The 23,020-nt window shown below is 64.5% G+C and carries 22 protein-coding genes; 15 read left to right on the forward strand and 7 right to left on the reverse strand.

Annotation, left to right across the window (positions count from 1 at the left end):
• Window positions 1-38: 38 nt before the first annotated feature.
• The 6 genes from H0S73_RS15665 (at window position 39) to H0S73_RS15690 (ending at window position 5,960) form a co-directional block, all read left to right on the forward strand.
• Complete coding sequence (locus tag H0S73_RS15665) at window positions 39-1,058, forward strand: ABC transporter permease (RefSeq protein ID WP_246389295.1); 1,020 nt, start codon at window positions 39-41, stop codon at window positions 1,056-1,058.
• The gene (locus H0S73_RS15670; RefSeq protein WP_181053017.1) at window positions 983-1,858 is read left to right on the forward strand and encodes an ABC transporter permease; all 876 of its coding nucleotides are present in this window, start codon (window positions 983-985) and stop codon (window positions 1,856-1,858) included. Before H0S73_RS15665 ends, H0S73_RS15670 begins: the two co-directional genes overlap by 76 nt.
• A 27-nt stretch (window positions 1,859-1,885) precedes the next feature.
• Window positions 1,886-3,679: a gamma-glutamyltransferase family protein gene (locus H0S73_RS15675; protein ID WP_181053018.1), complete on the forward strand. Its 1,794-nt coding sequence runs from the start codon at window positions 1,886-1,888 to the stop codon at window positions 3,677-3,679.
• A 12-nt stretch (window positions 3,680-3,691) separates the two neighbouring features.
• Complete coding sequence (locus tag H0S73_RS15680) at window positions 3,692-4,417, forward strand: DUF1028 domain-containing protein (protein ID WP_181053019.1); 726 nt, start codon at window positions 3,692-3,694, stop codon at window positions 4,415-4,417.
• Window positions 4,418-4,591: 174 nt separating this feature from the next.
• Complete coding sequence (locus tag H0S73_RS15685; RefSeq protein ID WP_181053020.1) at window positions 4,592-5,443, forward strand: sulfite exporter TauE/SafE family protein; 852 nt, start codon at window positions 4,592-4,594, stop codon at window positions 5,441-5,443.
• Window positions 5,444-5,489: 46 nt separating this feature from the next.
• Window positions 5,490-5,960: an opioid growth factor receptor-related protein gene (locus tag H0S73_RS15690; protein ID WP_181053021.1), complete on the forward strand. Its 471-nt coding sequence runs from the start codon at window positions 5,490-5,492 to the stop codon at window positions 5,958-5,960.
• Window positions 5,961-6,067: 107 nt separating this feature from the next.
• Here the strand turns inward: H0S73_RS15690 and H0S73_RS15695 are convergent, their stop codons facing one another.
• The 6 genes from H0S73_RS15695 to H0S73_RS15720 form a co-directional block, all read right to left on the reverse strand.
• Window positions 6,068-7,591: a carboxypeptidase M32 gene (locus H0S73_RS15695; RefSeq protein ID WP_181053022.1), complete on the reverse strand. Its 1,524-nt coding sequence runs from the start codon at window positions 7,589-7,591 to the stop codon at window positions 6,068-6,070.
• A 16-nt stretch (window positions 7,592-7,607) separates the two neighbouring features.
• Window positions 7,608-8,612, reverse strand: a complete 1,005-nt coding sequence (locus H0S73_RS15700) for an ABC transporter ATP-binding protein (protein ID WP_181053023.1) — start codon at window positions 8,610-8,612, stop codon at window positions 7,608-7,610.
• Window positions 8,564-9,583 (reverse strand): ABC transporter ATP-binding protein, encoded by a 1,020-nt coding sequence (locus tag H0S73_RS15705; RefSeq protein WP_181053024.1) that lies wholly within the window; start codon window positions 9,581-9,583, stop codon window positions 8,564-8,566. Before H0S73_RS15705 ends, H0S73_RS15700 begins: the two co-directional genes overlap by 49 nt.
• Window positions 9,580-10,491 carry an ABC transporter permease gene (locus tag H0S73_RS15710; RefSeq protein ID WP_181053025.1) on the reverse strand — a complete coding sequence of 304 codons (912 nt, stop codon included), beginning with the start codon at window positions 10,489-10,491 and terminating at the stop codon, window positions 9,580-9,582. The genes H0S73_RS15705 and H0S73_RS15710 overlap by 4 nt, the downstream gene beginning before the upstream one ends.
• Window positions 10,488-11,462, reverse strand: coding sequence for an ABC transporter permease (locus tag H0S73_RS15715; protein ID WP_181053026.1), 975 nt, complete (start codon window positions 11,460-11,462; stop codon window positions 10,488-10,490). Before H0S73_RS15715 ends, H0S73_RS15710 begins: the two co-directional genes overlap by 4 nt.
• Before the next feature lie 153 nt (window positions 11,463-11,615).
• Entirely contained in the window at window positions 11,616-13,196 is a 1,581-nt protein-coding gene (locus H0S73_RS15720) for an ABC transporter substrate-binding protein (protein ID WP_181053027.1), read from the reverse strand.
• A 96-nt stretch (window positions 13,197-13,292) separates the two neighbouring features.
• On the opposite strand from H0S73_RS15720, the gene H0S73_RS15725 reads away from it, so the two are divergent.
• The 9 genes from H0S73_RS15725 (at window position 13,293) to H0S73_RS15765 (ending at window position 21,333) form a co-directional block, all read left to right on the forward strand.
• Window positions 13,293-14,369 carry a GntR family transcriptional regulator gene (locus H0S73_RS15725; protein WP_181053028.1) on the forward strand — a complete coding sequence of 359 codons (1,077 nt, stop codon included), beginning with the start codon at window positions 13,293-13,295 and terminating at the stop codon, window positions 14,367-14,369.
• On the forward strand, window positions 14,366-15,061 hold the full coding sequence (locus tag H0S73_RS15730) for a creatininase family protein (protein WP_181053029.1): 696 nt from the start codon (window positions 14,366-14,368) through the stop codon (window positions 15,059-15,061). Before H0S73_RS15725 ends, H0S73_RS15730 begins: the two co-directional genes overlap by 4 nt.
• Window positions 15,061-16,077: a ketopantoate reductase family protein gene (locus H0S73_RS15735; RefSeq protein ID WP_181053030.1), complete on the forward strand. Its 1,017-nt coding sequence runs from the start codon at window positions 15,061-15,063 to the stop codon at window positions 16,075-16,077. Before H0S73_RS15730 ends, H0S73_RS15735 begins: the two co-directional genes overlap by 1 nt.
• Complete coding sequence (locus H0S73_RS15740; RefSeq protein WP_181053031.1) at window positions 16,074-16,829, forward strand: SDR family NAD(P)-dependent oxidoreductase; 756 nt, start codon at window positions 16,074-16,076, stop codon at window positions 16,827-16,829. The genes H0S73_RS15735 and H0S73_RS15740 overlap by 4 nt, the downstream gene beginning before the upstream one ends.
• A gap of 45 nt (window positions 16,830-16,874) precedes the next feature.
• Window positions 16,875-17,774 carry a polysaccharide deacetylase family protein gene (locus tag H0S73_RS15745; protein WP_181053032.1) on the forward strand — a complete coding sequence of 300 codons (900 nt, stop codon included), beginning with the start codon at window positions 16,875-16,877 and terminating at the stop codon, window positions 17,772-17,774.
• Window positions 17,771-18,823, forward strand: a complete 1,053-nt coding sequence (locus H0S73_RS15750) for a DmpA family aminopeptidase (RefSeq protein ID WP_181053033.1) — start codon at window positions 17,771-17,773, stop codon at window positions 18,821-18,823. The genes H0S73_RS15745 and H0S73_RS15750 overlap by 4 nt, the downstream gene beginning before the upstream one ends.
• 5 nt (window positions 18,824-18,828) lie before the next feature.
• Complete coding sequence (locus H0S73_RS15755) at window positions 18,829-19,803, forward strand: isoaspartyl peptidase/L-asparaginase family protein (RefSeq protein WP_181053034.1); 975 nt, start codon at window positions 18,829-18,831, stop codon at window positions 19,801-19,803.
• 102 nt (window positions 19,804-19,905) lie between these two features.
• The gene (locus tag H0S73_RS15760; RefSeq protein WP_181053035.1) at window positions 19,906-20,760 is read left to right on the forward strand and encodes an oxidoreductase; all 855 of its coding nucleotides are present in this window, start codon (window positions 19,906-19,908) and stop codon (window positions 20,758-20,760) included.
• Between the two features lie 114 nt (window positions 20,761-20,874).
• On the forward strand, window positions 20,875-21,333 hold the full coding sequence (locus H0S73_RS15765; RefSeq protein ID WP_181053036.1) for a YbaK/EbsC family protein: 459 nt from the start codon (window positions 20,875-20,877) through the stop codon (window positions 21,331-21,333).
• Between the two features lie 57 nt (window positions 21,334-21,390).
• Here H0S73_RS15765 and H0S73_RS15770 read toward each other — a convergent pair whose 3' ends face one another.
• Window positions 21,391-22,791 carry a calcium-binding protein gene (locus H0S73_RS15770; RefSeq protein WP_181053037.1) on the reverse strand — a complete coding sequence of 467 codons (1,401 nt, stop codon included), beginning with the start codon at window positions 22,789-22,791 and terminating at the stop codon, window positions 21,391-21,393.
• Window positions 22,792-23,020 lie beyond the last annotated feature (229 nt).

A 23,020-nucleotide genomic window follows, 5' to 3' on the forward strand; every position in this document is an offset into this window, starting at 1 on the left:
GCGCCCCTGCCCTTCCTCGACATGGGTTCCACGAGCGGATGCTGCGCTACATCGGACGACGAATACTGATTGCCATTCCGACACTGATCATCGTGTCGCTGCTGGTCTTCGCCTTGCAGAAGCTCCTGCCCGGCGATCCGGTCCTCACCATGGCGGGCGAGGAACGCGATCCGCAGGTGCTCGCGCTCCTGCGCGAGAAGTATCGCCTGGATGATCCCATTCCGGTCCAGTACTTCGCCTGGATCGGCTCGGCCCTGACCGGCAACCTCGGGATTTCCCTGAGGACCGACATTCCGGTGCTCGACCTGATCATGAGCAAGCTGCCCGTGACCCTCGAACTCGCCATCATGGCGATGATCGTCGCGCTCGCCATCGGCATCCCGGCCGGCATCATCTCGGCCGTCAGGAAGGGAACGGCGGTCGACTACACGGCCAATGTCATCGCCCTGTCGGGCCTGTCCATTCCCAATTTCTGGCTCGGCATCATGCTCATCATGCTGATCTCCGTGCGCTGGAAGCTCCTGCCCGCCTCCGGCTACGTGCCGCCGACCGAGGACCTTTGGCTCAACATCAAGACCATGCTCATGCCGGCCTTCGTGCTCGGCACAGGCCTGGCGGCGAGCCTGATGCGTCATACCCGCAGCGCCATGCTCGGCGTCATGCGCTCGGACTACATCCGCACCGCCCGCGCCAAGGGACTTCTGTCCAGGAAAGTCATCCTGAAGCACGCCCTGCGCAACGCGCTCGTGCCGATCGTGACCCTGTCCACCCTGCTCTTCGGCGAGCTTCTCGCCGGTGCCGTGCTCACGGAGCAGATCTTCACCATTCCGGGCTTCGGCAAGCTCATCGTCGATGCGGTGTTCAACCGCGACTACGCGGTGGTGCAGGGCGTCGTCCTCTGCACGGCGGTCGGGTTCATCTTCATGAACCTGCTGGCCGATGTCCTCTATGTTCTCGTCAATCCCCGCCTGAGGCACGCCGCATGCCCGCCACAGCCGTTATCGCCGATGAGGTCGCGCTGCCCAAGAAGCGCAGCCGCGTCCTCGCCAAGTTCCTGAAGAACAAGAGCGCCGTTCTCGGCGGCGTCATCGTGCTGTTCTTCGTTCTCGTCGCCCTCATCGGCCCCTATTTCGCTCCCTTCGATCCGGTCAAGCCGAGCTTCACGAGCATTCGCAAAGCGCCGTCGGCATTGTTCTGGTTCGGCACCGACGAGCTCGGGCGAGATCTACTCTCCCGCATGCTCTGGGGCGCCCGCGCGTCCATCATGGCCGGCGTGGTCTCGGTCACCATCGCCATCGTGCTCGGCGTGCCGTTCGGCCTCGTTTCCGGTTATTTCGGCGGCTGGGTCGATGCCGCGATCTCGCGCGCCACCGATGCCATGCTGGCGATCCCCTTCCTGATCTTCGCCATCGCGCTGGCCGCGTTCCTGGGCCCGAGCCTCACCAACGCGATGATCGCCATCGGTCTTTCGGCCATGCCGATCTTCATCCGCCTCACCCGCGGGCAGGTGCTGACCGTCAAGGCGGAGGACTACGTGGAAGGCGCGCGCGCCATCGGGCTGCCCGATTTCTGGATCCTGGTGCGCTACGTGTTCCCGAACGTGTTGCCTCCGATCCTGGTCCAGGGAACGCTCACCATCGCGACCGCCATCATCGCGGAAGCGAGCCTCTCATTTCTCGGCCTCGGCCAGCAGCCTCCGAATCCCTCCTGGGGCTCCATGCTCAACACCGCCAAGAACTTCATGGATCAGGCTCCCTGGATGTCGATCTTCCCGGGCTCCGCGATCTTCCTGATCGTCCTCGGCTTCAATCTCCTCGGCGATGGCCTGCGCGACGCGCTCGACCCCCGCGAACAATAATCACGACGCAACTTCGGATTAGACATCATGTTTACGACCCGGCCAGAGATCCTCGGCACCTTCGGCATCGTCACCTCGACCCATTGGCTCGCTTCCGCCGCGGGCATGTCCATGCTCGAAAAGGGCGGCAATGCCTTCGACGCCTGCGTGGCCTCCGCGTTCGTGCTGCAGGTCGTCGAGCCGCATCTGGTGGGACCGTCGGGCGAAGTGCCGGCCGTCTTCTACTCGGCCAAGACCAAGAAGGTCGAAGTACTCTGCGGCCAGGGCACGGCGCCGCAGGGCGCCACCATCGCGCATTACAAGAACGAGGGCCTCAAGCTCATTCCCGGCAACGGCCTGCTCTCCACTGTCATACCCGGCGCCTTCGACGCATGGATGCTTCTCCTGCGCGACCACGGTCTGCTTTCGCTCAGGGAGGTTCTGGAGCCCGCGATCTACTACGCCGAACAGGGGCATCCCCTCCTGCCGCGCGTGGCGGATACCATCAAGGGCCTGAAGGAGTTCTTCGAGACGGAATGGCCCACGACGGCGGCCGTCTTCCTGCCGGGCGGCGAAGTGCCGAAGCCGCGCCAGCTCTTCCGCAATCCGCAGCTCGCGGATACCTGGAAGCGCATCGTCCGCGAAGGCGAGGCCAAGGGCAGCGACCGCGAGGCTCAGATCGAAGGCGCGCGCAACGCCTTCTACAAGGGCTTCGTGGCCGAGGCCATCGACGCCTTCGTGCGCAAGACGGAGGTCATGGACCAGAGCGGCTCACGCCATCGCGGCGTGCTGACCGCCGACGACATGGCGAACTGGTCCGCGAGCTACGACGCCCCGCAGACCTACGACTACCATAATTACCGGGTGAACAAGATCCGCCCCTGGGGCCAAGGCCCCGTCTTCCTCCAGACGCTGGCGCTCCTGAAGGGCTTCGACATCGCAAGCATGGGCCCGACCAGCGCCGAGTTCGTCCATCTTCTGACCGAGGCCAAGAAGCTCGCCTTCGCCGACCGCGAAGCCTATTACGGCGATCCCGATTTCGTCGACGTGCCGATCGAGACGCTGCTGTCGGATGCCTATAACGACGAGCGCCGCAAGCTCATCACCGACAAGGCCTCGTTCGAGCTGCGCCCCGGGCGCATCGAAGGCTACGAGACCCAGGTGGAGCGCACCCTCGCGGCCCTGCGCGACCTCTCGACGACGAACCGCGAAATCACGGGCGGCGAGCCGACGCTTGCCTCGATGCGTTCGGCCCGTCGCGGCGACACGGTGCATATCGACGTGGTGGACCGCTTCGGCAACATGATCGCCGCCATGCCGTCGGGCGGCTGGCTGCAATCCTCGCCGGTCATTCCGGAACTCGGCTTCATGCTCAATTCGCGCGCCCAGATGTTCTGGCTCGAAGAGGGGCTGCCGGCGAGCCTGGCGCCGGGCAAGCGTCCCCGCACGACACTCACACCGACCCTCGCGGAGAAGGACGGCGAGCCCTACATGGTCTTCGGCTCACCGGGCGGCGACCAGCAGGAGCAGTGGCAGCTCCTCCTCTTCCTGCGCCATGCCCATCACGGGCTGAACCTGCAGGAGGCGATCGACCTGCCGATGTCGCACACGGCGCATTTCCCCTCCTCGTTCTATCCGCGCGAGCAGAAGCCCGGCCACCTCATGGCCGAGGAAACCTACGGCGCGGAAGTGCTCGACGATCTGCGCGCGCGCGGCCACGAGATCGAGGTCGCGCCTGCCTGGACGGTCGGCCGCCTCGTGGCGGCGAGCCGCGACAAGGACGGTCTGCTCCACGGCGCCGCCACGCCGCGTCTCATGCAGGCCTATGCGATCGGACGCTGAGGAAGGCGCATCATGACCTGGTCGATCATCGCCAAGGACCCTGACACCGGCGCCTTCGGCGTCGCCGTCACCACCAAGTTCTTCGCCGTGGGGGCGCTTTGCCCCTATGGCGCGGCACGGATGGGTGCGCTGGCCACGCAGGCTCTGGTCAATCCCCTTTATGGCACGGACGGCATCCGCCTCCTGGCAGAGGGACGAAGTGCCGAGGAGATCGTCTCGATCCTCACGGCGCAGGATCCCGGCCGTGGATCGCGCCAGCTCCATGTGATCGACCGGGACGGCCGCACGGCCGCCCATACCGGTTCGGACTGCATCGACTGGTGCGGGCATCTGACCGACGAAGGCGTCTCGGTCGCGGGCAACATGCTGGCCGGCCCAACCGTCATCGAGGCGACGCTCGAAACCTACAAGCGTCGCATGGATCTGCCCTTCGCGGATCGCCTCATGACGGCGCTCGACGCCGGTCAGGCCGAAGGCGGCGACAAGCGCGGCAAGCAATCCGCCGCGATCAAGGTCTGGCACGACGAGCCTTATCCCATGCTCGATCTACGCGTGGACGATCATCCGGAGCCGTTGGACGAGCTGCGCCGGCTCTACGGCGTCGCTCACGAGCGCTTTCTGGCCTTCATGGACGCCATGGCGACGCGCGCCAATCCCGGCGGCGTCACGGACCGGCCATGGATCGACCAGAGGGCGCGCGATTACCAGGAAAAGTATTCGGGACGCACCTCAAGCTAGAGCATGTTTCGGTGACGTGGACCCGGTTCACCGTCAAAAAATCCGGTCACGCAAAGAAGAGAGAGGTGATTCCGCGTCAGTGGAGTCACCACTAGATGCCCCTGCCATAGTGCAACTTGCCGGTGGATCGAAAAGATCCTACGGCGAGCTTCCTCCCTCCGATGGACCTTCCCGATGTTTGGCATTCCTCTGTTCGATCTCGCCTGGCTCGTGGTGGCGCTCCTGGCGGCCGGCGCGATCACCGGCCTGCTGGCCGGCGTCTTCGGCGTCGGCGGCGGCGCGGTCGCCGTGCCGATCCTCTACGAGCTCTTCCGAATCCTGGAGGTGCCCGAGGAGGTCCGCATGCCGCTCTGCGTCGGCACCTCGCTCGCCATCATCATCCCGACCTCCCTGCGCTCCTTCTCGGCGCACAAGGCCAAGGGCGCGGTCGACATGAGCATCCTGCGGGTCTGGGCCGTGCCGGTGGTCCTCGGCGTCGGCTTGGGCAGCGTCATCGCCCGTTACGCCCCGGCCGACCTGTTCAAGACCGTGTTCGTAGTGGTGGCGGGCATCTCGGCCATCCGCCTCCTCTTCGGCAAGGACACCTGGCGCTTCGGCCTCGACATGCCGGCGAAGCCCATCATGGTGGCCTATGGCGGGCTGATCGGCATCCTCTCGGCGCTCATGGGCATCGGCGGCGGCCAGCTCTCCAACCTGTTCATGACCTTCTACAACCGCCCGATCCACCAGGCGGTGGCGACCTCGTCGGGCCTCGGCATCCTGATCTCCATCCCCGGCGCCATCGGCTACATCTATGCCGGCTGGCCGCACATGGCCGATTATCCGAACGTCATCGCCTTCCAGCCGCCTCTGGCCCTGGGCTATGTCTCGCTGCTCGGCTTCCTGCTGTTCATTCCCACCAGCACCTGGATGGCGCCGGTCGGCGCGCGTCTCGCTCACCGGCTCTCGAAGCGCCGCCTCGAGGTGGCCTTCGGCGTCTTCCTTCTGCTCGTCTGCGCCCGCTTCTTCGTCAGCCTTCTGGCCTGAGATCGATTGAGGCTCTAAGCTGTGCCTCCCAACCGGAGGCACGGCCATGGCTCTATCCACGACAGGACCTCTCCATGCCTTTCTCGCCGGCACCGGGCGCGACGGCCGGGGGCGCCTCGTGGCCGATGTGCTCGGCTTCTCCAATGACCGGCTGGAAGAGGTGCACGATTATATCCAGTGGCTGTTCCCGCTTCCGACCCGCAGCGCCGCCCAACCGGGAGCCCCAGTCCTGACGCAGGCCGAAATCGATGCGATCAGGGCGGACCAGGCGGCCCAGGACAATCTCGCACGAGCGACCGAGCGAATGCTGCAATTCTACCGCGAGACGCGCTGGTGGCTCACCGGGTACGATCACAACCACCTGCGCATCACCCGCATCATCCATAGCCTGAGGATCCTCGCCGGCCCGGATGAAGCGCAACGCTTCCACGAGGCGATTTTAGCCCTGAACGACGCCGCGGGATCGCCCGTCAATGCCCGCAGCCGCACTTACTGGTCGGATGCTGCGTGCGCCTGAGCTCAGGCGAACTGCGCCGAGCGCTGGTCGATGGCAATCGGGCTGAGAACCAAGCAGGCTGCAGCGGACCTGTCCGCTGCAGCCTATCTCACCCGGCTTGAAACATCTTACGCCGCGTATTTGTCCCGCAGATAGGCGAGGTAAGGCGCCGGATCGAGACCCCGCCCGGTTTCGCGCTGCAGCAGCTCGTCGCGCTGGAAGCGTCGGCCGGGCTGCCAGATCCGGCTGCGCCGCTCTTCCGCCAGGGCCGAGTACTCGCCGGCCTCGATGGCCGCATCGAGGGACGGCTTCTGCCGGCGCAGGGTGTCCATCATCTGGGCGCCCATGACGTTGCCGATCGTGTAGGTCGGGAAGGAACCGATATAGCCCGTGGACCAATGCACGTCCTGCAGGACGCCCTTGGCATCGTCCGGCACGACGAGATCGAGATCGCGCTTGATCGCAGCGTTCCAGGCGTCGGGCAGGTCGGCGACGGGCAGCGATCCGTCCATGAGGGCGCATTCGATGTCCGCCCGCAGCATGATGTGGAAGTCGTAGGTGAGCTCATCCGCCTCGACACGGATGAAGCCGGGCTCGACGCGGGTCACGGCGCGATAGAACTCCTCCGCGCTCACGTCGCCGAGCTGATCGGGGAAATGCTTTTGCAGCTCAGGGAAGTGCAGCTGCCAGAAGGTGCGGCTGCGGACGATGTGGTTTTCCCACAGGCGTGATTGGGACTCGTGGGCGCCGAAGCTGGTCCCGCCGACGGCATAGAGGCCCACGAGATCGGTTGCCAGCGTCGTGCGGGTATAGGCGGGGTCGACGCCCTGCTCGTAGAGCCCGTGCCCGACCTCGTGAGCGGTGCCGAACATCGAAGCCGGAAGGTAGTTCCGGTTGTAGCGGGTGGTGATGCGCACGTCGTTGCGGGTGAACGACACCTCGAAGGGATGCACCGTCGTGTCCAGGCGACCCCGCTTGAAATCGTATCCGAGTTTCTCAGCGAGGCTCAATCCGAAGGCGCGCTGCCCGTCTTCCGGATAGTCGCGGAACAGGAAGTCCGAACGGGGAGTTGGGCGAGACCGTGCGATATCGAGGATCGGAAGAAGCCCGGCGCGCAGTTCCCCGAACAGGGATTTGAGGCTCGCGGCCGTCTCGCCCGGCTCATAGATCGACACCATGGCGTCGTAGGGATGCTCGCTCCAGCCGATGCAGTCGGCATAGGCGCGGGACAATTCGACCGTCTTGGCAAGATGAGGCGCGAAAATCGAGAAATCGCTCTTCGAGCGCCCCTCGATCCAGGCCGCCTGGGCGACGGTGCGAAGAGCCGCACGTTCCTGGATCAGAGACGCCGGAACCCGCTTGTGGTGATCGACCGCATGGCGCGTCTGCCGCACCATGCGCCGCTCGGCGGAATCTTCCGCAAGCCCTTCCACCACCCGTTCGGCGTCCTCGAGCGCCTTCTCGGTCTCCGGTGCGAGCAGCAGATCGCGCGCGACGCGGGTCAGAGTCGCGATTTGATGACCGCGGGTTTCCGCCCCGCCCGCAGGCATCATGGTGCGGGAATCCCATGTCAGGACGGACGTCGCATTGAGCACGTCGTTGACGGCGGCGATGCGCTCCTGGAGCGCCACGAGAGAGGCTTGCTGGGTCATCTATCGGTCGTCTCGATTAGTCCGTGCCGCCGGTGTTGAGATGGCAGGCGGAGAAGCGGCCCGGGGCGATGCCCGTGAGAGGGGGCGTTTCCCGCTTGCAGCGCGGACCGGCGAAGGGGCAGCGCGGATGGAAGTGGCATCCGCTCGGAGGGTGAAGCGGCGACGGAATCTCGCCCGCGATCGGGCGGAAGCTCTTCTTGCCTACACCGATGCGCGGAACGCTTTCGAAGAGCGCGCGCGTATAGGGATGGTTCGGAGCGGCGTAGAGTTCCGAGGTGGGCGCCAGTTCGACGATCCGGCCGAGATACATGATCGCGACCCGGTCAGAGACGTGCCGCACCACGCCGAGATCGTGGCTGATGAAGATGCCGGTCAGGTCGAGATCCTGGCGCAGATCCATGAACAGGTTGAGCACCTGCGCCTGGATCGATACGTCGAGGGATGCCACCGGCTCGTCGAGCACCAGCAGATCCGGCTTCATGGCGAGCGCGCGGGCGATGGCGATGCGCTGGCGCTGACCGCCGGAGAACTGATGGGGAAAGCGCCTGCGATAGCTCGGGTCGAGCCCGACGCGCCCGAGGAGATCCGCCACGTAGGAATCCGCGTCGCGTCCCTTGACGATATTGTGCGCCACCGGCCCCTCGGCCACCGTGTCGCCGATCCGGATGCGAGGATTGAGGCTGGCGAAGGGATCCTGGTGGATCATCTGTACGCGTGTCGTCAGCTTCTGCGTCCGACGGCCCTGCGACTTGGCCACGGGGACCTTGTCGAACAGGATCTTGCCGTCGCTCGGCGTGTAGATACCGGCGATCATGCGCCCGAGCGTCGACTTCCCGCAGCCGGACTCGCCAACCAGGCCCACGACCTCGCCCTTGGCGACCGACAAGCTGACATCGGTCACCGCGCGCACGGTCTCGGCCTTCGGCCCCACACCCAGCATACCGGCGATGCGCTCGCCGATGTTGGGCTGCTTTACGAAGCGCTTCGATACGTGGTCGATGTCAAGGAGAGCGGCTGGCATGAAACGGGCTCGATCGGGTAATGGCATAGGGCGGTGCGTCCGTCCTCGAAGGTCTGGACAGGCGGCGTCGTGGTGCAGGCGGTTCCCGCCTTGGCACAGCGGGGCGCGAAGGCGCAGCCCGGTGGGAGGTTGGCCAGAGACGGCGTCGATCCCGGAACCTGCGGAAGCTTCGTCCCGGGCTCGTGCTCGGCCGGAACGGATGCGAGGAGGCCCGCAGTGTAGGGATGACGCGGCGATGCGATCACATCGGCGGCCGGACCGCTTTCCACGACCCTGCCCGCATACATGACGCAGATATCGTCCGCGAGGCTCGACACGACGGCGAGGTCGTGCGTCACCCACACGAAGGCGGTGCCGGTCTCGTCCGCAAGACGACGCACCTCGGCCAGGATCTGGCCCTGGATCGAGACGTCGAGCGCCGTCGTCGGTTCGTCCGCGATGATGACAGCGGGGCTATGCAGGAGAGCGATGGCGATGGCCACACGCTGGCGCATGCCGCCCGAGAGCTGGTGCGGATAGGCGTCGAGACGCTCCTCGGGGCTCGGAATGCCCACCTTGGCAAGCGCGTCGCGCGCCCGGCCCCGGGCCACCTTGCGCGAGACCTTGTCGTGCGCCCGCACGGCGGCGATCATCTGCGTTCCGATCTTGAGGACCGGATTGAGGGTCATCATCGGATCCTGGAAGACCATGGCGATCTGGGCGCCGCGGACCTTCCGCATGGCCTCGCCCTTCAGGCCGGTCAGATCCTTGCCGTTCAGGAGGACCTCGCCGCCGGCGATCCTGCCGGGCGGCTCGATCAGGCCGAGAATGGAATAGCCCGTCACGCTCTTGCCGGAGCCGGACTCGCCGACGAGGCCTAGGATGCGGCCGCGGCCGACCTCGAAGCTGACGCCGTCGACTGCCTTCAGAACGCCGGCCCTGGTCTGGAACTGCGTCTGAAGGTCTTTGACACGAAGGACCGCATCGCTCATCGGCTGCGCCTCGGGTTCAGAACGTTGCGGACCTGATCGCCCACGAGATTGATGGCGACGACCGTCAGCATCAGGGCGATGCCGGGATAGATCGAGATCCAGTAGCGGCCGGACAGCAGGAACTGGAAGCCGTTGGAAATGAGCGAGCCCAGCGACGGCTGCGTGATGGGAAGGCCGAGCCCCAGGAAGGACAGCGTCGCCTCCAGCGCAATGGAGTTCGCCACCTGCACGGTCGCCACCACGATCAGGGGCGGCAGCGCATTGGGAAGCAGGTGCCGGAAGAGAACGTGGCGCGCGGGCAAGGGCGTCGAGAGGGCCGCCTCGATGTAGTCCTTGCGCCGTTCCGCGCTGGCCGCCCCGTGGGTCGTGCGGGCGAAGTAGGCGTATTGCGCGGCCACGAGGGCGGCGACGAGCTGCATCAGCCCCTGCCCCAGCATGGCGACGAGGACCAGCGCGAGAAGGATCGCCGGCAGCGAGAGCTGCAGGTCGATGATGCGCATGATGAGCGCCTCGACACGGCCGCCGTAATAGGCCGCGATGAGGCCGACCGTCGTGCCCAGGACGAGCGCCAGGCTGCCCGCCATGACGCCGACGATCAGGCTCGTGCGCAAGCCGTAGAGGATGGCCGAGAAGAGATCGCGCCCGGCCGCATCGGTGCCGAGCCAGTGGACATAGCCGCCGGAGCCGACTTCGCCGGGCTCGAGGCGGGCGTCGAACAGGTCCAGCGCTTCCTGGTTATAAGGATCCTGCGGGGCGACGAACGGGGCGAAGACGGCCATCAGGACCACGACGGCGACGACGACGAGCGCCGCCACGGCGACCGGGCTCTGGCGGAAATCCGCCCAGAAGTTCGAGAGCCGGCTCCAGCCGGTCTCGGCCGGCAGTGGGAGAGCGGGAGAACTGCTCATGATGCCGCCTTCACGCGGATGCGCGGATCAAGCTGGCCGTAGACCAGATCGACGATGAGATTGATCATAACGAAGAGGAAGACCACGAGGATGAGATAGGCGACCATCACGGGACGGTCGAGCACGGTGATGGAGTCGATGATGAGCTTGCCCATGCCGGGCCAGTTGAAGACCGTTTCCGTCACCACCGCGAAGGCCAGCGTCGAGCCGAGCTCCAGTCCGAAGACCGTCACGATGGGGATAGAGATGTTCTTGAGCACGTGGAGGCCGACGACCTTGCTCTCGGAAAGCCCCTGGGCGCGGGCGAAGCGCACGTAATCGGAACTCATCACCTCGGCCGTGCCCGCGCGCGTCAGACGGATCAGCAGGCCGAGCTTGAACAGCGCGAGGGTGAACGCCGGCAGGATGATGTAGCTCCAGCCCTCGAGCGAGGTGATCGACAGGTTCATGCCGAGCACCTGCGTGGTCGGACCGCGCCCGCCCGACGGCAGCCAGCCGAGCTCCACCGCGAAGGCCATGATGAGCAGAAGGCCGACCCAGAAGCTCGGAACGCTGAAGCCGAGAACCGAGAGCCCCATGATCGCCTTGGCGGAAAGCGAATCCGGCTTGTATCCGGCCCAGAGCCCGAGCGGAATGCCAAGGCCTGTGGCGATCAGCATCGCGGTCAGCGCAAGCTCCAGGGTTGCCGGAAAGCGCGACCAGATCAGGTTCAGCACCGGCAGACGATAGATGAACGACTCGCCGAGATCTCCGTGCAGCATGTTGTTCATGAACACGAAGTACTGCTCGTACAGCGGGCGATCGAGGCCATAGCGATGGATCAAAGCCTCGCGCAGTGCCTGATCCGACGCGGGGTCGATCATCACGTCGATGGGGTTGCCGATGGCGTAGACGCCGAGGAACACGATGATCGACATCGCGATGACGACCATGAGCGCCTGCAGAACGCGCTGAATAAGAAAACCAATCATGCTGTCTCGTGCATGGTGTCGAAATGCCGGGGAGCGAGGAACAAGCTGCCCGATCCTCCCAGGCATCCATCAATCAGAAAACCGGAGGGAAAGGAACTTCCCTCCGGAAGAGAAACGGGCCGGGCCGAAACGCCCGGCCTTTTATCGATGCGATCAGCTCTTCGGCTTGATCTCGTAGGCCAGGGTCTCCTGGTCGACGCGGGCCGGGATCGTGAGCATGCCCTTCTTGGCGGCCCAGACCGTCTGGATCTGAACGGTCGGGATCAGCGCCCGGTCGTTCATGGAGACCTCCGTCACCTTCTCGAAGAGAGCGCGGCGCTTCGGATCGTCCATGGTGCGGGCACCTTCCTGAAGCAGCTTGTCCACTTCCGGATTGGAGTAGCCCTGCTTGTTGAAGGCGCCGAGGCCGATCGATGGATCCGCCGTGTGCACGAGCGAACCATAAGTGTAGCTCGCCTCGCCGGTCAGCGTGCCCCAGCCGCTCATCCAGAGCGAGAACTCGCCCTTCTGCTGAGCCGGGAAGAACACCGTGCCGTTGAGCGCGTTGGCGTTCACCTTCAATCCGGCGCGGGCCCACATCTGCGAGAGCGCTTCGCACACCGCGCCGTCGCCGGGCAGGCGGTTGTTGGTGCAGTGGAAGTCGATCTCGAAGCCCTTCGGGTAGCCGGCATCGGCGAGAAGCTGCTTCGCCTTGGCCAGATCGTAGGGACGCTCGGGCAGGTTCTTGTTGCCGCCGAAGAAGTTGGACGGCATCAGCTGGTTGGCCGGGCGCCCCAGGCCTTCGAGCACGACGCGGACGAGGGTCTTGCGGTCGATGGCGAGATCCAGCGCTTCACGCACCTTGGGATCGCGCAGCGGGTTGGCGTCGATTTCCTTGCCGTCGACCTTAACCTTCTTCGGAAGGGTCTCCTTCACGTTCGGCGTGAGGTTCAGGAAGTACACCGAATCGGCCACGAAGGTGTCGACCGACTTGTCCTTCTGCATCGCCGCGTAATCGGTCGCAGGCACGTAATTGACGAGATCGACCTGGCCGGACTTCAAGGCTGCCATGCGGGCCGGATCGCTCGGGATTTCCTTGCGGACGACCTTCTGCCAGGGCTGCTTTCCACCCCAGTAATTGTCATTGCGCTCGAGGACGAGATCGCCCTTGGGCTCCCAGGACACGAACTTGTACGGTCCCGTGCCGATGGCGGCCTTGCCGGAGTTGAACTGCTCGTTGCGAGCCTCCATACCGACATTCTTCGACACGACGAAGAGGCGGATGAAATCGTTCGGCAGCGTCGGCGCGGGAGACTTCGTCTTCACATGCAGGGTGTACTTGTCGGCGACCTTCGTCTCCGCGACCTGCTTCGTGTAGATGGTCATGCTCATGGGGCCGGTGACGACCGGGATGCGATCGATCGAGAACTTCACGTCCTCGGCGGTCAGATCGGATCCGTCATGGAATTTCACGCCCTCGCGGATCTTGAATTCCCAGGTCGTATCGTCGATCGGCTTCCAGGACGTGGCGAGACCGGGCTTCAGCCCCAGGTTCTCATCGGACATCACGAGCGTATCGAAGATGTGGCGCAGGGCTTCCGCCTGGCTGCCGAGCGTCGACCAATGCGGGTCGATCGAGTCGGGGCCGGCGCGCAATCCCATGGTCAGCGTTTGCGCGGAAACAGACCCGCAGAGCACCGTTCCGAGAACGACGGCTGCGACGAGCGATCCACCAAGTTTGAAGTTTTGTTTCACTTCACTTCCCCTCTTGCTAAGACCCTGGCTTTTCGTCCAAGGTGTTCTTATCGATTAGAACGGTAGGTCACTCGGTTACGAAAAGTCAACAGCGCCGTGCCCAAACCTGTACCAACACCTGACGCTTATGAAGGCACCCGTTATAAAGAAACGGAACGGACGCCAGATGAGCGCATTCTTGCCAATCTCGCGGCGGCGCTCGACCGTTCTCTCCCCGTGCCACTCGGCATCCAGCTGCGCGGCCTGATCGAGTTCGGCATCGCGCTCGGCGAGTTGCCCACGGGCCAGCGCCTTCCTTCGGTACGGGAACTGGCGGAGCGTGCCGGCATCGCGCACATGACCGTCGCGACGGTGTACCGCGAACTGCGCGAAGCCGGCCTCCTCGAGGCGAAGCCGGGTGCCGGCACCTACGTGGGCGACGGACACAGCAGCGACGGTCTGCGCTCTTCCGCGATCCGCAAGATCCAGAACCGAATCGAAACGCTCTTTAATGAAGCCGAGAACCTCGGTCTCGCGCCCTCCGTCGTTTCTTCTCTGGTTAATGCCCGCGCTGCGCGTGGCCCGACACCGTCTCGACCTCTGCGCCTCGTCATGGTGGGCAACTTCGTCGACACGACACGACAATATGCCAACAGGATTCAGGAATATCTCGGCACGGGCGATACCATCACGGTGACGACGGTCGACGCCCTCCATGCGGGCGAGACCTTTCCCCTGCCCTGCGATGTTTGCGTCACGCTCGCTCACCGTCGCGGCGAGGTCGAGCATCTCGTTCCCACCGGCATTCCCGTCGTTGGATTGAGCTTCATTCCAGCGGAGGAGACCAGGGCGCAGCTCGCCATGATCGATCCCATGGCGCGTGTCGGAATCGTGTCGATCTTTCCCGAGTTCACCGCCTTGATGAAGCCTGGCGTGCTGCGCTTCGCGCCGCACGTGTCCGATGTGGACGTGCGCCTGATCACGGCTCCCGATCTGGAGGCATTCCTGTCCCAGGTCGATGTGGCGATCTATGCCAGCGGTGCCGAAGCGACCGTCAAGAAGATGCTGCCGAAGAACCGGCAGGCCATGGAGTTCCGCTACGTGCCGGATCCCCATGCCATCCGCGCCACCCTGCTCCCCGTGTTGGAGCGATTGCGCTCATCCATCGTTACGCAAGAGGAAGACCCTTCATGAAAATCAGTGAGATGAACTGGCTTCAGGTCGAAGAATACCTGAAGACGGATGATCGCGCCGTCATTCCGCTCGGCTGCACGGAGCAGCACGCCTATCTGAGCCTGTCCGTCGACAGCATTCTGGCCGAGCGTGTGGCCTCCGAGGCCGCAGCCCCGACGGGCGTGCCGGTCTTCCCCGTGCAGGCCTACGGGATCACGCCCTATTTCATGGCTTATCCGGGAACCATCTCCCTGAAGGCCGATACCTATCTCCGCATCATCACCGACATTCTCGAATCCTTGAAGCGCACCGGCTTCCGCCGGATTCTCTTCGTCAACGGCCATGGCGGCAATACGCCCGGGCAGACGGCGGCGATCGAGTGGATGGGCGAGAATCCCGATTGCCGCGTGAAGTTCCACAACTGGTGGAATGCGCCGCGCACGTTCGAGAAGGTGAAGCAGATCGACCCGGTCGCCTCCCACGCCTCCTGGATGGAGAACTTCCCCTGGACTCGTCTGCCCGGCATCGAGCAGCCCTCCCACCAGAAGCCGATGGTCGATCTGGAACGCATGCGCACGTTCGGCCCGGAAGGTGTCCGCGAGATCCTCCAGGAAGGCAATTTCGGCGGCTACTTCCAGCGGTCGGACGAAGACATGAACGCCGTCTGGGCGGTCGCCATCGAAGAAACCCGCGCGCTGATCGAGAACTGGTAATGAACGAGAACACCATTCTGATCTGGGGCGCCGGCGCCATCGGCGGAACGCTGGGCGCCTATCTCGCCCGCGCAGGCGAGGACGTGCTGCTCGTCGACATCGTCGAGCCGCATGTGGACGCCATGAACCGCGACGGCCTCTTCATCGAGGGGCCGGTCGAGACCTTTCGGCAAGCCGTGAAGGCGGTTCGCCCCAGCGAGGTCGAAGGACGGTTCAAGCGCATCATCCTGGCCGTCAAGGCACACCACACCCGCGAGGCCGTGCGCGCCCTGAAGCCGCACCTCGCCGAGGACGGCACCGTGCTCTCCGCCCAGAATGGGCTGAACGAGATCGTCATTGCCGAAGAAATCGGTGCCGAGCGCACTATCGGCTGCTTCGTCAATTTCGGTGCCGACTGGCTCGAACCCGGCCGCATTCTCTTCGGCAACCGCGCCGCAGTTGCCGTCGGCGGGCTTGACGGGCAGACGACGGATTCCATCCGCGACTACCATCGCCTGCTGTCGATCTTCGAGCCGAAGGCCGTGCTCACCGACAATATCTGGGGCTATCTCTGGGGCAAGCTCGGCTACGGCTCGCTGCTGTTCGCGACGGCGCTGACGAATGCCTCGATGTCGGAAAACCTCGCCTCCGAGCGTCACTTCCCGGTCTATCACCGTCTCGGCCAGGAGGTCATGGCAGTCGCGAAGGCCCGTGGCGTGAAGCCGCTGGGCTTCAACGGTTTCGACCCCCACGCCTTCATGCCGGGAGCCGACGAGGCAGCGGCGCGCCGTTCCGTCGCCGACATGGCCGAGTTCAACCGGCACACGGCCAAGACCCATTCCGGCATCTGGCGCGATCTCGCGGTGCGCAAGCGCAAGACCGAAGTGGACGCGCAGATCGCCATCATCGCAACCCTCGGCCAGGACGCCGGCATTCCGACGCCGGCCATCCGCAGGCTCGTCGAACTGATCCACGACATCGAGGACGGGCGGCGCGAACAATCCTGGTCCACCCTCGACGAGATGCTGACGCCATGATCCTGGATTTCACCAATCGCCGCGTCGCCGTGACCGGAGCGGCTCAGGGCATCGGCAGAAGCATCGTCCAGTGCCTCGCGGCCGAGGGTGCCCATGTGTGGGCGCTCGACTTGGACGAGGCCGGATTGCGCGTTGCCGCCGAGGCCGGAGCCAAGGCGACTCGCACCCTCGACCTTGCCGATCGCGCCGCGGTCGGCCGCGTCTTCGACGAGATGGCGGAGAGCCTCGGCGGCATCGACATCCTCGTCAACTGCGCCGGCGGCGTTCGCGGGCAGGTGGCGAAACCGATCGAAGAGGTGAGCGAGCAGGACTGGCTCGTTCTCTTCGAAGCCAACGTACACGGCGCATTCTGGTGCTCGCAGGCCGTGGCCCCGTACATGAAGCGCCAGAAGTTCGGTCGCATCGTCAACATCTCGTCCGGCGCCGGACTTCGCCCGAGCCTGACCGGCATCCAGGCCTATACGGCCTCGAAGCATGCCCTTGTCGGGCTGACGAAGCAGCTCAGCTTCGAACTCGGCCCGTACGGCGTCACCGTGAACAGCGTTGCTCCCGGATTCGTGCTGTCGAACCCGGCGACGCAGCGCCAGTGGGAGAGCTATGGCCCGGAAGGCCAGGCTCGTCTTGTAGAGAGCATCCATACACGACGCCTGGGCCATCCGCAGGACATCGCCAACGCCGTCCTGTTCCTGGTTTCCGACGCGGCCTCATGGATTTCAGGGCAGATCATCTCCGCCGATGGCGGACGCTCCTGAGCTGGGCCCGAGTAGACAGATATTGAACGAAGGATTTTAAGAACCATGGACGATATCAGCAGCCAGCCCTGGCGTTGGGACGAGCAGACATGGCGCGGCAAGGTGGACCATGTACGCGCCGGCCGCTCCATGAAGCCCGCCAAGTGGAAGAACGGCGCCCGCTGCGCCGTCGCTTTCTCCTTTGATTCGGACCATGAGACGAACGAACTGCGCGATGGCGGCAAATCCATCGGCCGCATGTCTCAGGGACAGTACGGCAACCGGCAGGGTGTACCGCGTATCCTCAACGCGCTTGCCAAATACGATGCCAAGGCGACTTTCTTCGTTCCCGCCGTCGCGGCCCTCCTCTACGAGGACGAGCAGCGCAGGGTCGTCGCGGAAGGTCACGAAATCGGCATCCACGGCTGGATTCACGAGCTCAACAGCCAGCTGCCCTACGAGATCGAGCGCGACCTGATGTGCCGCGCGACCGACACCTTGGAGCGGATCACCGGCGTACGTCCCGTGGGCCTGCGCACTCCGTCCTGGGATTTCAGCCCCACCACGTTGCGTATCGAGCGGGAGCTCGGGCTCCTCTACGATTCATCGCTCATGGCCGACGACGATCCGTACGAACTGGTGGAACACGGAGAACCCACGGGCATCGTAGAGCTTCCCGTGGAGTGGATCCGCGACGACGCGGTGTATTTCAACATGCATCGCTTCAACGGCCTGCGCCCGCATACGCCGCCGACCGCGGTCTTCGACATCTTCTTCCGTGAGTTCGAACGGGCCTACGAGGAAGGCGGGCTCTTCCTGCTGACCATGCATCCGCATGTGACCGGCTACCGCTCCCGCATTTGGATTCTTGAAAAGCTTCTCGAGGAGGTTACCCGCCGCTCGGATGTCTGGGTCGCCACCCACGCGGAGATCGCCGCCTTCGTTAAGGCGGAATGCGCCCTATGAGCCGCCCTCCCCGCGCCCGGGACCTCGGCTTCGCCTGCGGCACGCTGCCCGCCGGCGCCCTCAACAGCATTGCCGATGTCCCAGGCGTGCTGGTCGGGCATCGGACGCTGGTCGATGGCGATGTCCGCACCGGGGTGACGGCGATCGTGCCCCATGGCGGAAATCTTTATCGGCAGAAGCCCGTCGCGGCCGTTCATGTCCTGAACGGCTTCGGCAAAAGCGCGGGCCTGGTGCAGGTGGAGGAGCTGGGCACTATCGAGACGCCGATCCTCCTCACCAATACGCTCTCGGTCGGCACCTGCTGCACCGCTCTCGTGCGCCATGCCATCGCGCGGAACCCGGATATCGGCCGCGAGACCGCCACCGTGAATCCGGTCGTGTTCGAGTGCAATGACGGTTACCTGAACGACATTCAGGCACTGGCGATCACCGAATCGGATGCCCGCGCTGCCCTGGAGTCCGCATCATCGCAATGCGCCGTCGGTTCCGTAGGAGCCGGCTGCGGGATGAGCACCTTCGGATTCAAGGGCGGAATCGGCACATCCTCCCGCCGTCTGGACCTCGACGGTTCAAGCTTTCACCTCGGTGTGCTCGTCCTGTCGAATTTCGGGCGCTCCGGAGACCTCCGTCTGCCCGACGGCAGGATCGTCTCGCCTTCGAGCGCCCCAGACGGGAAGCAGACGGAGAAGGGCTCCATCATCATCGTTGCCGCCACGGATATTCCGCTGAGCGATCGGCAACTCAAGCGCGTCATCCGCCGCTCCGGCGTCGGGTTGGCGCGCCTGGGATCCTTCTGGGGGCATGGCAGCGGCGACATCGCGCTCGGCTTTACCAACGCCAACATCCTGTCCCACGATGAGAAGGCGGCTCTCATCGGTCTTCGGATTCTCAACGAGGATCGCATCGATCTCCTCTTCGAAGCCATGGCCGACGCAACGCAGGAGGCCGTGCTCGATGCGCTCGTCGCCGCAAGCTCCATGACCGGCCGCTCGGGGCATCATCGTCCGGGCCTCTTCGAAACTCTGAAATCCCTCTCACCCGAAGCGTGAACACCATGACCGGCAGCACGACCTCCAATAACGATTTCGCCCTCGCGATCCATGGCGGGGCGGGTACGATCCTCCGCAGCAAGATGACGCCCGAACGGGAAGTCGCATACCATGCGGGCCTGCGCCGGGCCCTGGACGCCGGCCGCGCCGTTCTCGCCGATGGCGGGGCCGCGCTCGATGCCGTGTCGGCCGCGGTCATGGCCCTCGAGGACGAGCCGCTCTTCAACGCCGGGCGCGGGGCCGTCTATACCTCGGCCGGCAAGCAGGAGATGGACGCCGCGATCATGGATGGCCGCGACCGCTCGGCCGGTGCCGTCGCGGGCATCTGCGGTCCGCGCAACCCGGTTCTCGCCGCCCGCGCCGTGATGGAACGTTCAGGCCACGTGATCCTCATCGGCGACAGCGCCATGGAGTTCTGCCGCAAGCAGGGCCTTGCCTTCGAGGAGGCTTCCTATTTCTACACGGAACAGCGCTGGAACGCCCTGCAGGAAACGCTCGCCATGCGCAAGAGCGGCGCCGACGACCAGGACGAGTCGCGCAAGCACGGCACGGTCGGCGCGGTGGCCCGCGACCGCCACGGGAACCTTGCCGCAGCAACCTCCACCGGGGGAATGACCGCAAAGGCGCCGGGACGCGTCGGCGACAGTCCGGTGATCGGCGCCGGAACCTGGGCGGACAATGAGACCTGCGCCATTTCGGCCACGGGTCACGGCGAGATCTTCATCCGCTACGCGGCCGCTCACGAGATCGCCTCGCGTATGCGCTATGCGGGCCAGTCCCTGGAAGACGCCTCGCGTGCCGTGGTGATCGACATGCTGGCGCCGGCAGGCGGCTCCGGAGGCATCGTGGCGGTCGATCATGCGGGCAACGTGTCTCTGCCCTTCAACTGCTCCGGCATGTATCGCGGCATGGTCAAGGGCGACGGCAGGCTGCTGACGGCGATCTACGACGAGCCTCTCGTCGATTTCGGACGAATGTAAAGCCGGTGGCGGCACCGACGCGACGGGAGCCTTGGGGTTCCCCTGCTCTGGGCTGAGCCTATATCTCACCCGTCGCGAACCTGCCCTGAAGAGGAATGTCCCATGCCGCTCAACGAGAATCCAGTCTGGTTCATTACGGGCTGCTCCACCGGATTCGGGCGTGAACTTGCCCAGCTGGTACTCAAACGGGGCTGGCGTGCGATCGTGACCGCCCGCGATGTTGAGCGGGTTCAGGACCTGACTCGGGGGTACGAGGACAGGGCACTTGCCCTACCGCTCGACGTCACCAGGAACGACGACATCGCCGCCGCCGTCAAAGCGGCCGAAGAGCGGTTCGGCGCTATCGATGTGCTCGTGAACAATGCCGGCTATGGCTATCAGGCTTCCATCGAGGAGGGCGACGATGCCGAGATCCGCGCGCAGTTCGAGACGAACGTCTTCGGTCTCGCCGCCATGATGCGGGCGGTGCTTCCCGGCATGCGCGCCCGTCGGCACGGACACATCGTCAACATCTCGTCGCAGGCAGGCTTCATCGGCTATCCGGGCTCCGGATATTATGCCGCTACCAAGCATGCGGTGGAAGGCCTGTCGGACGCGCTCGCCAAGGAGGTCGCTCCGCTCGGGATCAAGGTGACCTGTGTCGAACCCGGCCCCTTCCGCACCGATTGGGCGGGCCGTTCCCTGCAGCAGCGGCGCCCGACGATTTCCGATTACCAGGGCACGGTCGGCGCCCGCCTCGAAACCACGGCGAACTACAGCGGAAAGCAGCCGGGCGACCCCGCCCGCGCTGCGCAAGCGATCATCAAGGCTGTCGAGGCGCAAGATCCGCCCAAGCATCTGGTTCTGGGGGCCATCGCGCTCGACGGCATCCGGCAGAAGCTCAGGGAGACTCTCGCAGAAATCGAGGACTGGGCGGAAACGAGCCGTGGAGCCGATTACCCCGACGGCGAGGGCTAGAGAAACGCATTTGCACAGCAGACGGCGCGGCGGCTATCCTGGGATGATCGCACCAGGCGGGCCATTCATAGCATGCCGATCGCGTCAGCCTTCCAGCCAAGGAGCCTCTCGACCATGAGCCTTGAATCCGTTCGCGCATTCCTCGCCCAAAAGGCGCCGGATATCGAGATCATCGAGATGCCGACAAGCACCGCCACGGTCACCCAGGCGGCGGAAGCGCACGGAGTCGAGCCCGAAATGATTGCCAAGACGCTGTCGTTGCGCGTTGGTGAGAAAAGCTTTCTGGTCGTCACCAGCGGCACGGCCCGCCTTGACAATCGCAAGGTCAAGGCGGCTTTCGGGGGCAAGGCCTCAATGCTGGACGCGGAACAGGTTCAGACGCTCACAGGGCACCCTGTCGGCGGCGTATGCCCCTTCGGATTGGCGACGCCGCTTCCTGTCTATTGCGACATCTCCCTGAAGGCCTTCGACGAGGTGGTGCCGGCGGCAGGCTCGATCCATGCGGCGGTGCGCATCCACCCTCAGCGCATGGCCGAGCTCGTGGGCGCCGACTGGGTCGATGTTTGCCAGTAAGAGCAGAGCCGTCCGTCCGGCAGATGCGCAGGAGCAAGCCGGTTTCAAGCCAGCATCCTAAATGACGTAGAAATCCTTATCGGTCATGGCGAGACCGGACTTCAGCTTGGCGAAGAGAAGGGCTTTGGACTTGGATCCGGAGCCATCCGGGTCGTAATACAAGTACCCGGTCTTCTTGTTGTAGATCAGGTAGTCGTTCTTGTCCTGCGCCTTGCTGCCGATGGTGAAGAAGTCAGGTTTCAGCTTTCCGGCCTTGCCGAGCTTCTTGAAGATGCTGTTCTCCAGGCGGATCGTGTCGTCCTTGACGTCGAAGTCCTTGATCGTGTCGACGTTGGTTTTGGCGTTCAGCTTGTCCTTGAACGTGAAGACATCGCGTCCCCAGCCGCCGTTCAGCGTGTCGTTGCCCGCTCCACCATCGAGCGAATCGTTTCCGGCATCGCCGTAGAGCTTGTCGTTGCCATCGCCGCCCAGCAGGGTATCGGCGTGCATCCCTCCGTACAAGGTATCGTTTCCGTCCTGCCCCAGCAGCCGATTCCGTCCGGTTCCTCCGTAGAGGACGTCATGCCCGTTTCCTCCGTAGAGGACGTCATTGCCGCCGTCACCATAGAGCCAATCATCCCCATCGCGGCCGTCGATGACATTTGCGCCCGCGTTGCCGAAAATCTCGTTCGAGAGCGCATTTCCGGTCAGGCTAAGGTAGAAGTCGCCGCCGGCGGCTTTCAGAACTTCGATATTGTCGCCCAGCGCATACGACACAGATGTGATGACCGTGTCATACCCTTGCCCTGCCTCTTCCCAGACGACATCGAACGCAGTATCGACAAGGTAGAGATCGTCACCGGCACCACCGACCAGGGTGTCGACGCCACCCTTTCCGTCGAGCGTGTCGCCGCCTGACGTTCCAACAATCCGATTCGAGAAGTCGTTACCGAACAGAGCCAGAGAGTTTGCCCCGGTGGCGGCTCTCAGTTCTTCGATCTCGGACTCGATCGCCAGGGCGAAATTGGCACTCGTCCAAATAATGTCATAGCCGCCACCGGCAGCTTCGAAGACACGATCATCTCGATTGTCGACGATATAGGTATCGTTCCCGGCCCCGCCATCCAGCGTATCGGCACCCTCCCCGCCGTCGATGTAGTCGTCGCCGCCATAGCCATCAATATAGTCGCCACGAGAGGAACCGATGAAGTGATCGCTGCCCCCCAGGATCACGGTCGCGCCTGCGGCGCCGCTTCGATGGAACTCCCTTAGCCCGCCATCGTAGTCGACCGGAATCGGGCCGCTCCCGTAGGTGAACCACAGCTCCCCGGCGCGCCGTACCTCAATCGACGAAACCTGCCCTGAAGTCCCGTTGATGGCAGAACCCCGATAGACGATGTCGAACATCATGTGATCGACATCAACCTGGAACGTCGCCGTTTCCAACCCATCCTCCACTCTGTAGGCAATCTCGCCCACGATCGCGGTGAAGAAGTCCTGCAGGCGGAGGCCAGGCCGCATGTTGTTGGTGAAGGTAACGACAGCCATCGCGGGGTACCGAGAAACTTTCGAATGCGTGTCGGAGAAGAAGACCGACTGAAGAGACGATGCACGCCTCGCCGGTTCTCCTCCTCGGAGAAGGCGATCGCCAGAGTCGAATGAAACATAATGTCAGAAAGCGATGAGGTTATTTAATCCTACCTCTTCG

The sequence above is a fragment of the Microvirga mediterraneensis genome (genome assembly GCF_013520865.1).
GTDB lineage: Bacteria > Pseudomonadota > Alphaproteobacteria > Rhizobiales > Beijerinckiaceae > Microvirga > Microvirga mediterraneensis.

Bases quoted from the DNA above. Each gene is read 5' to 3' on its own strand.
- H0S73_RS15735 (WP_181053030.1), top strand. From the start codon at position 15,061: ATGAACGAGAACACCATTCTGATCTGGGGCGCCGGCGCCATCGGCGGA.
- H0S73_RS15695 (WP_181053022.1), bottom strand. From the start codon at position 7,591: ATGACCCAGCAAGCCTCTCTCGTGGCGCTCCAGGAGCGCATCGCCGCC.
- H0S73_RS15675 (WP_181053018.1), top strand. From the start codon at position 1,886: ATGTTTACGACCCGGCCAGAGATCCTCGGCACCTTCGGCATCGTCACC.
- H0S73_RS15715 (WP_181053026.1), bottom strand. From the start codon at position 11,462: ATGATTGGTTTTCTTATTCAGCGCGTTCTGCAGGCGCTCATGGTCGTC.
- H0S73_RS15700 (WP_181053023.1), bottom strand. From the start codon at position 8,612: ATGCCAGCCGCTCTCCTTGACATCGACCACGTATCGAAGCGCTTCGTA.
- H0S73_RS15705 (WP_181053024.1), bottom strand. From the start codon at position 9,583: ATGAGCGATGCGGTCCTTCGTGTCAAAGACCTTCAGACGCAGTTCCAG.
- H0S73_RS15760 (WP_181053035.1), top strand. From the start codon at position 19,906: ATGCCGCTCAACGAGAATCCAGTCTGGTTCATTACGGGCTGCTCCACC.
- H0S73_RS15665 (WP_246389295.1), top strand. From the start codon at position 39: ATGCTGCGCTACATCGGACGACGAATACTGATTGCCATTCCGACACTG.
- H0S73_RS15690 (WP_181053021.1), top strand. From the start codon at position 5,490: ATGGCTCTATCCACGACAGGACCTCTCCATGCCTTTCTCGCCGGCACC.
- H0S73_RS15740 (WP_181053031.1), top strand. From the start codon at position 16,074: ATGATCCTGGATTTCACCAATCGCCGCGTCGCCGTGACCGGAGCGGCT.
- H0S73_RS15710 (WP_181053025.1), bottom strand. From the start codon at position 10,491: ATGAGCAGTTCTCCCGCTCTCCCACTGCCGGCCGAGACCGGCTGGAGC.
- H0S73_RS15765 (WP_181053036.1), top strand. From the start codon at position 20,875: ATGAGCCTTGAATCCGTTCGCGCATTCCTCGCCCAAAAGGCGCCGGAT.
- H0S73_RS15745 (WP_181053032.1), top strand. From the start codon at position 16,875: ATGGACGATATCAGCAGCCAGCCCTGGCGTTGGGACGAGCAGACATGG.
- H0S73_RS15685 (WP_181053020.1), top strand. From the start codon at position 4,592: ATGTTTGGCATTCCTCTGTTCGATCTCGCCTGGCTCGTGGTGGCGCTC.
- H0S73_RS15680 (WP_181053019.1), top strand. From the start codon at position 3,692: ATGACCTGGTCGATCATCGCCAAGGACCCTGACACCGGCGCCTTCGGC.
- H0S73_RS15730 (WP_181053029.1), top strand. From the start codon at position 14,366: ATGAAAATCAGTGAGATGAACTGGCTTCAGGTCGAAGAATACCTGAAG.
- H0S73_RS15755 (WP_181053034.1), top strand. From the start codon at position 18,829: ATGACCGGCAGCACGACCTCCAATAACGATTTCGCCCTCGCGATCCAT.
- H0S73_RS15750 (WP_181053033.1), top strand. From the start codon at position 17,771: ATGAGCCGCCCTCCCCGCGCCCGGGACCTCGGCTTCGCCTGCGGCACG.
- H0S73_RS15670 (WP_181053017.1), top strand. From the start codon at position 983: ATGCCCGCCACAGCCGTTATCGCCGATGAGGTCGCGCTGCCCAAGAAG.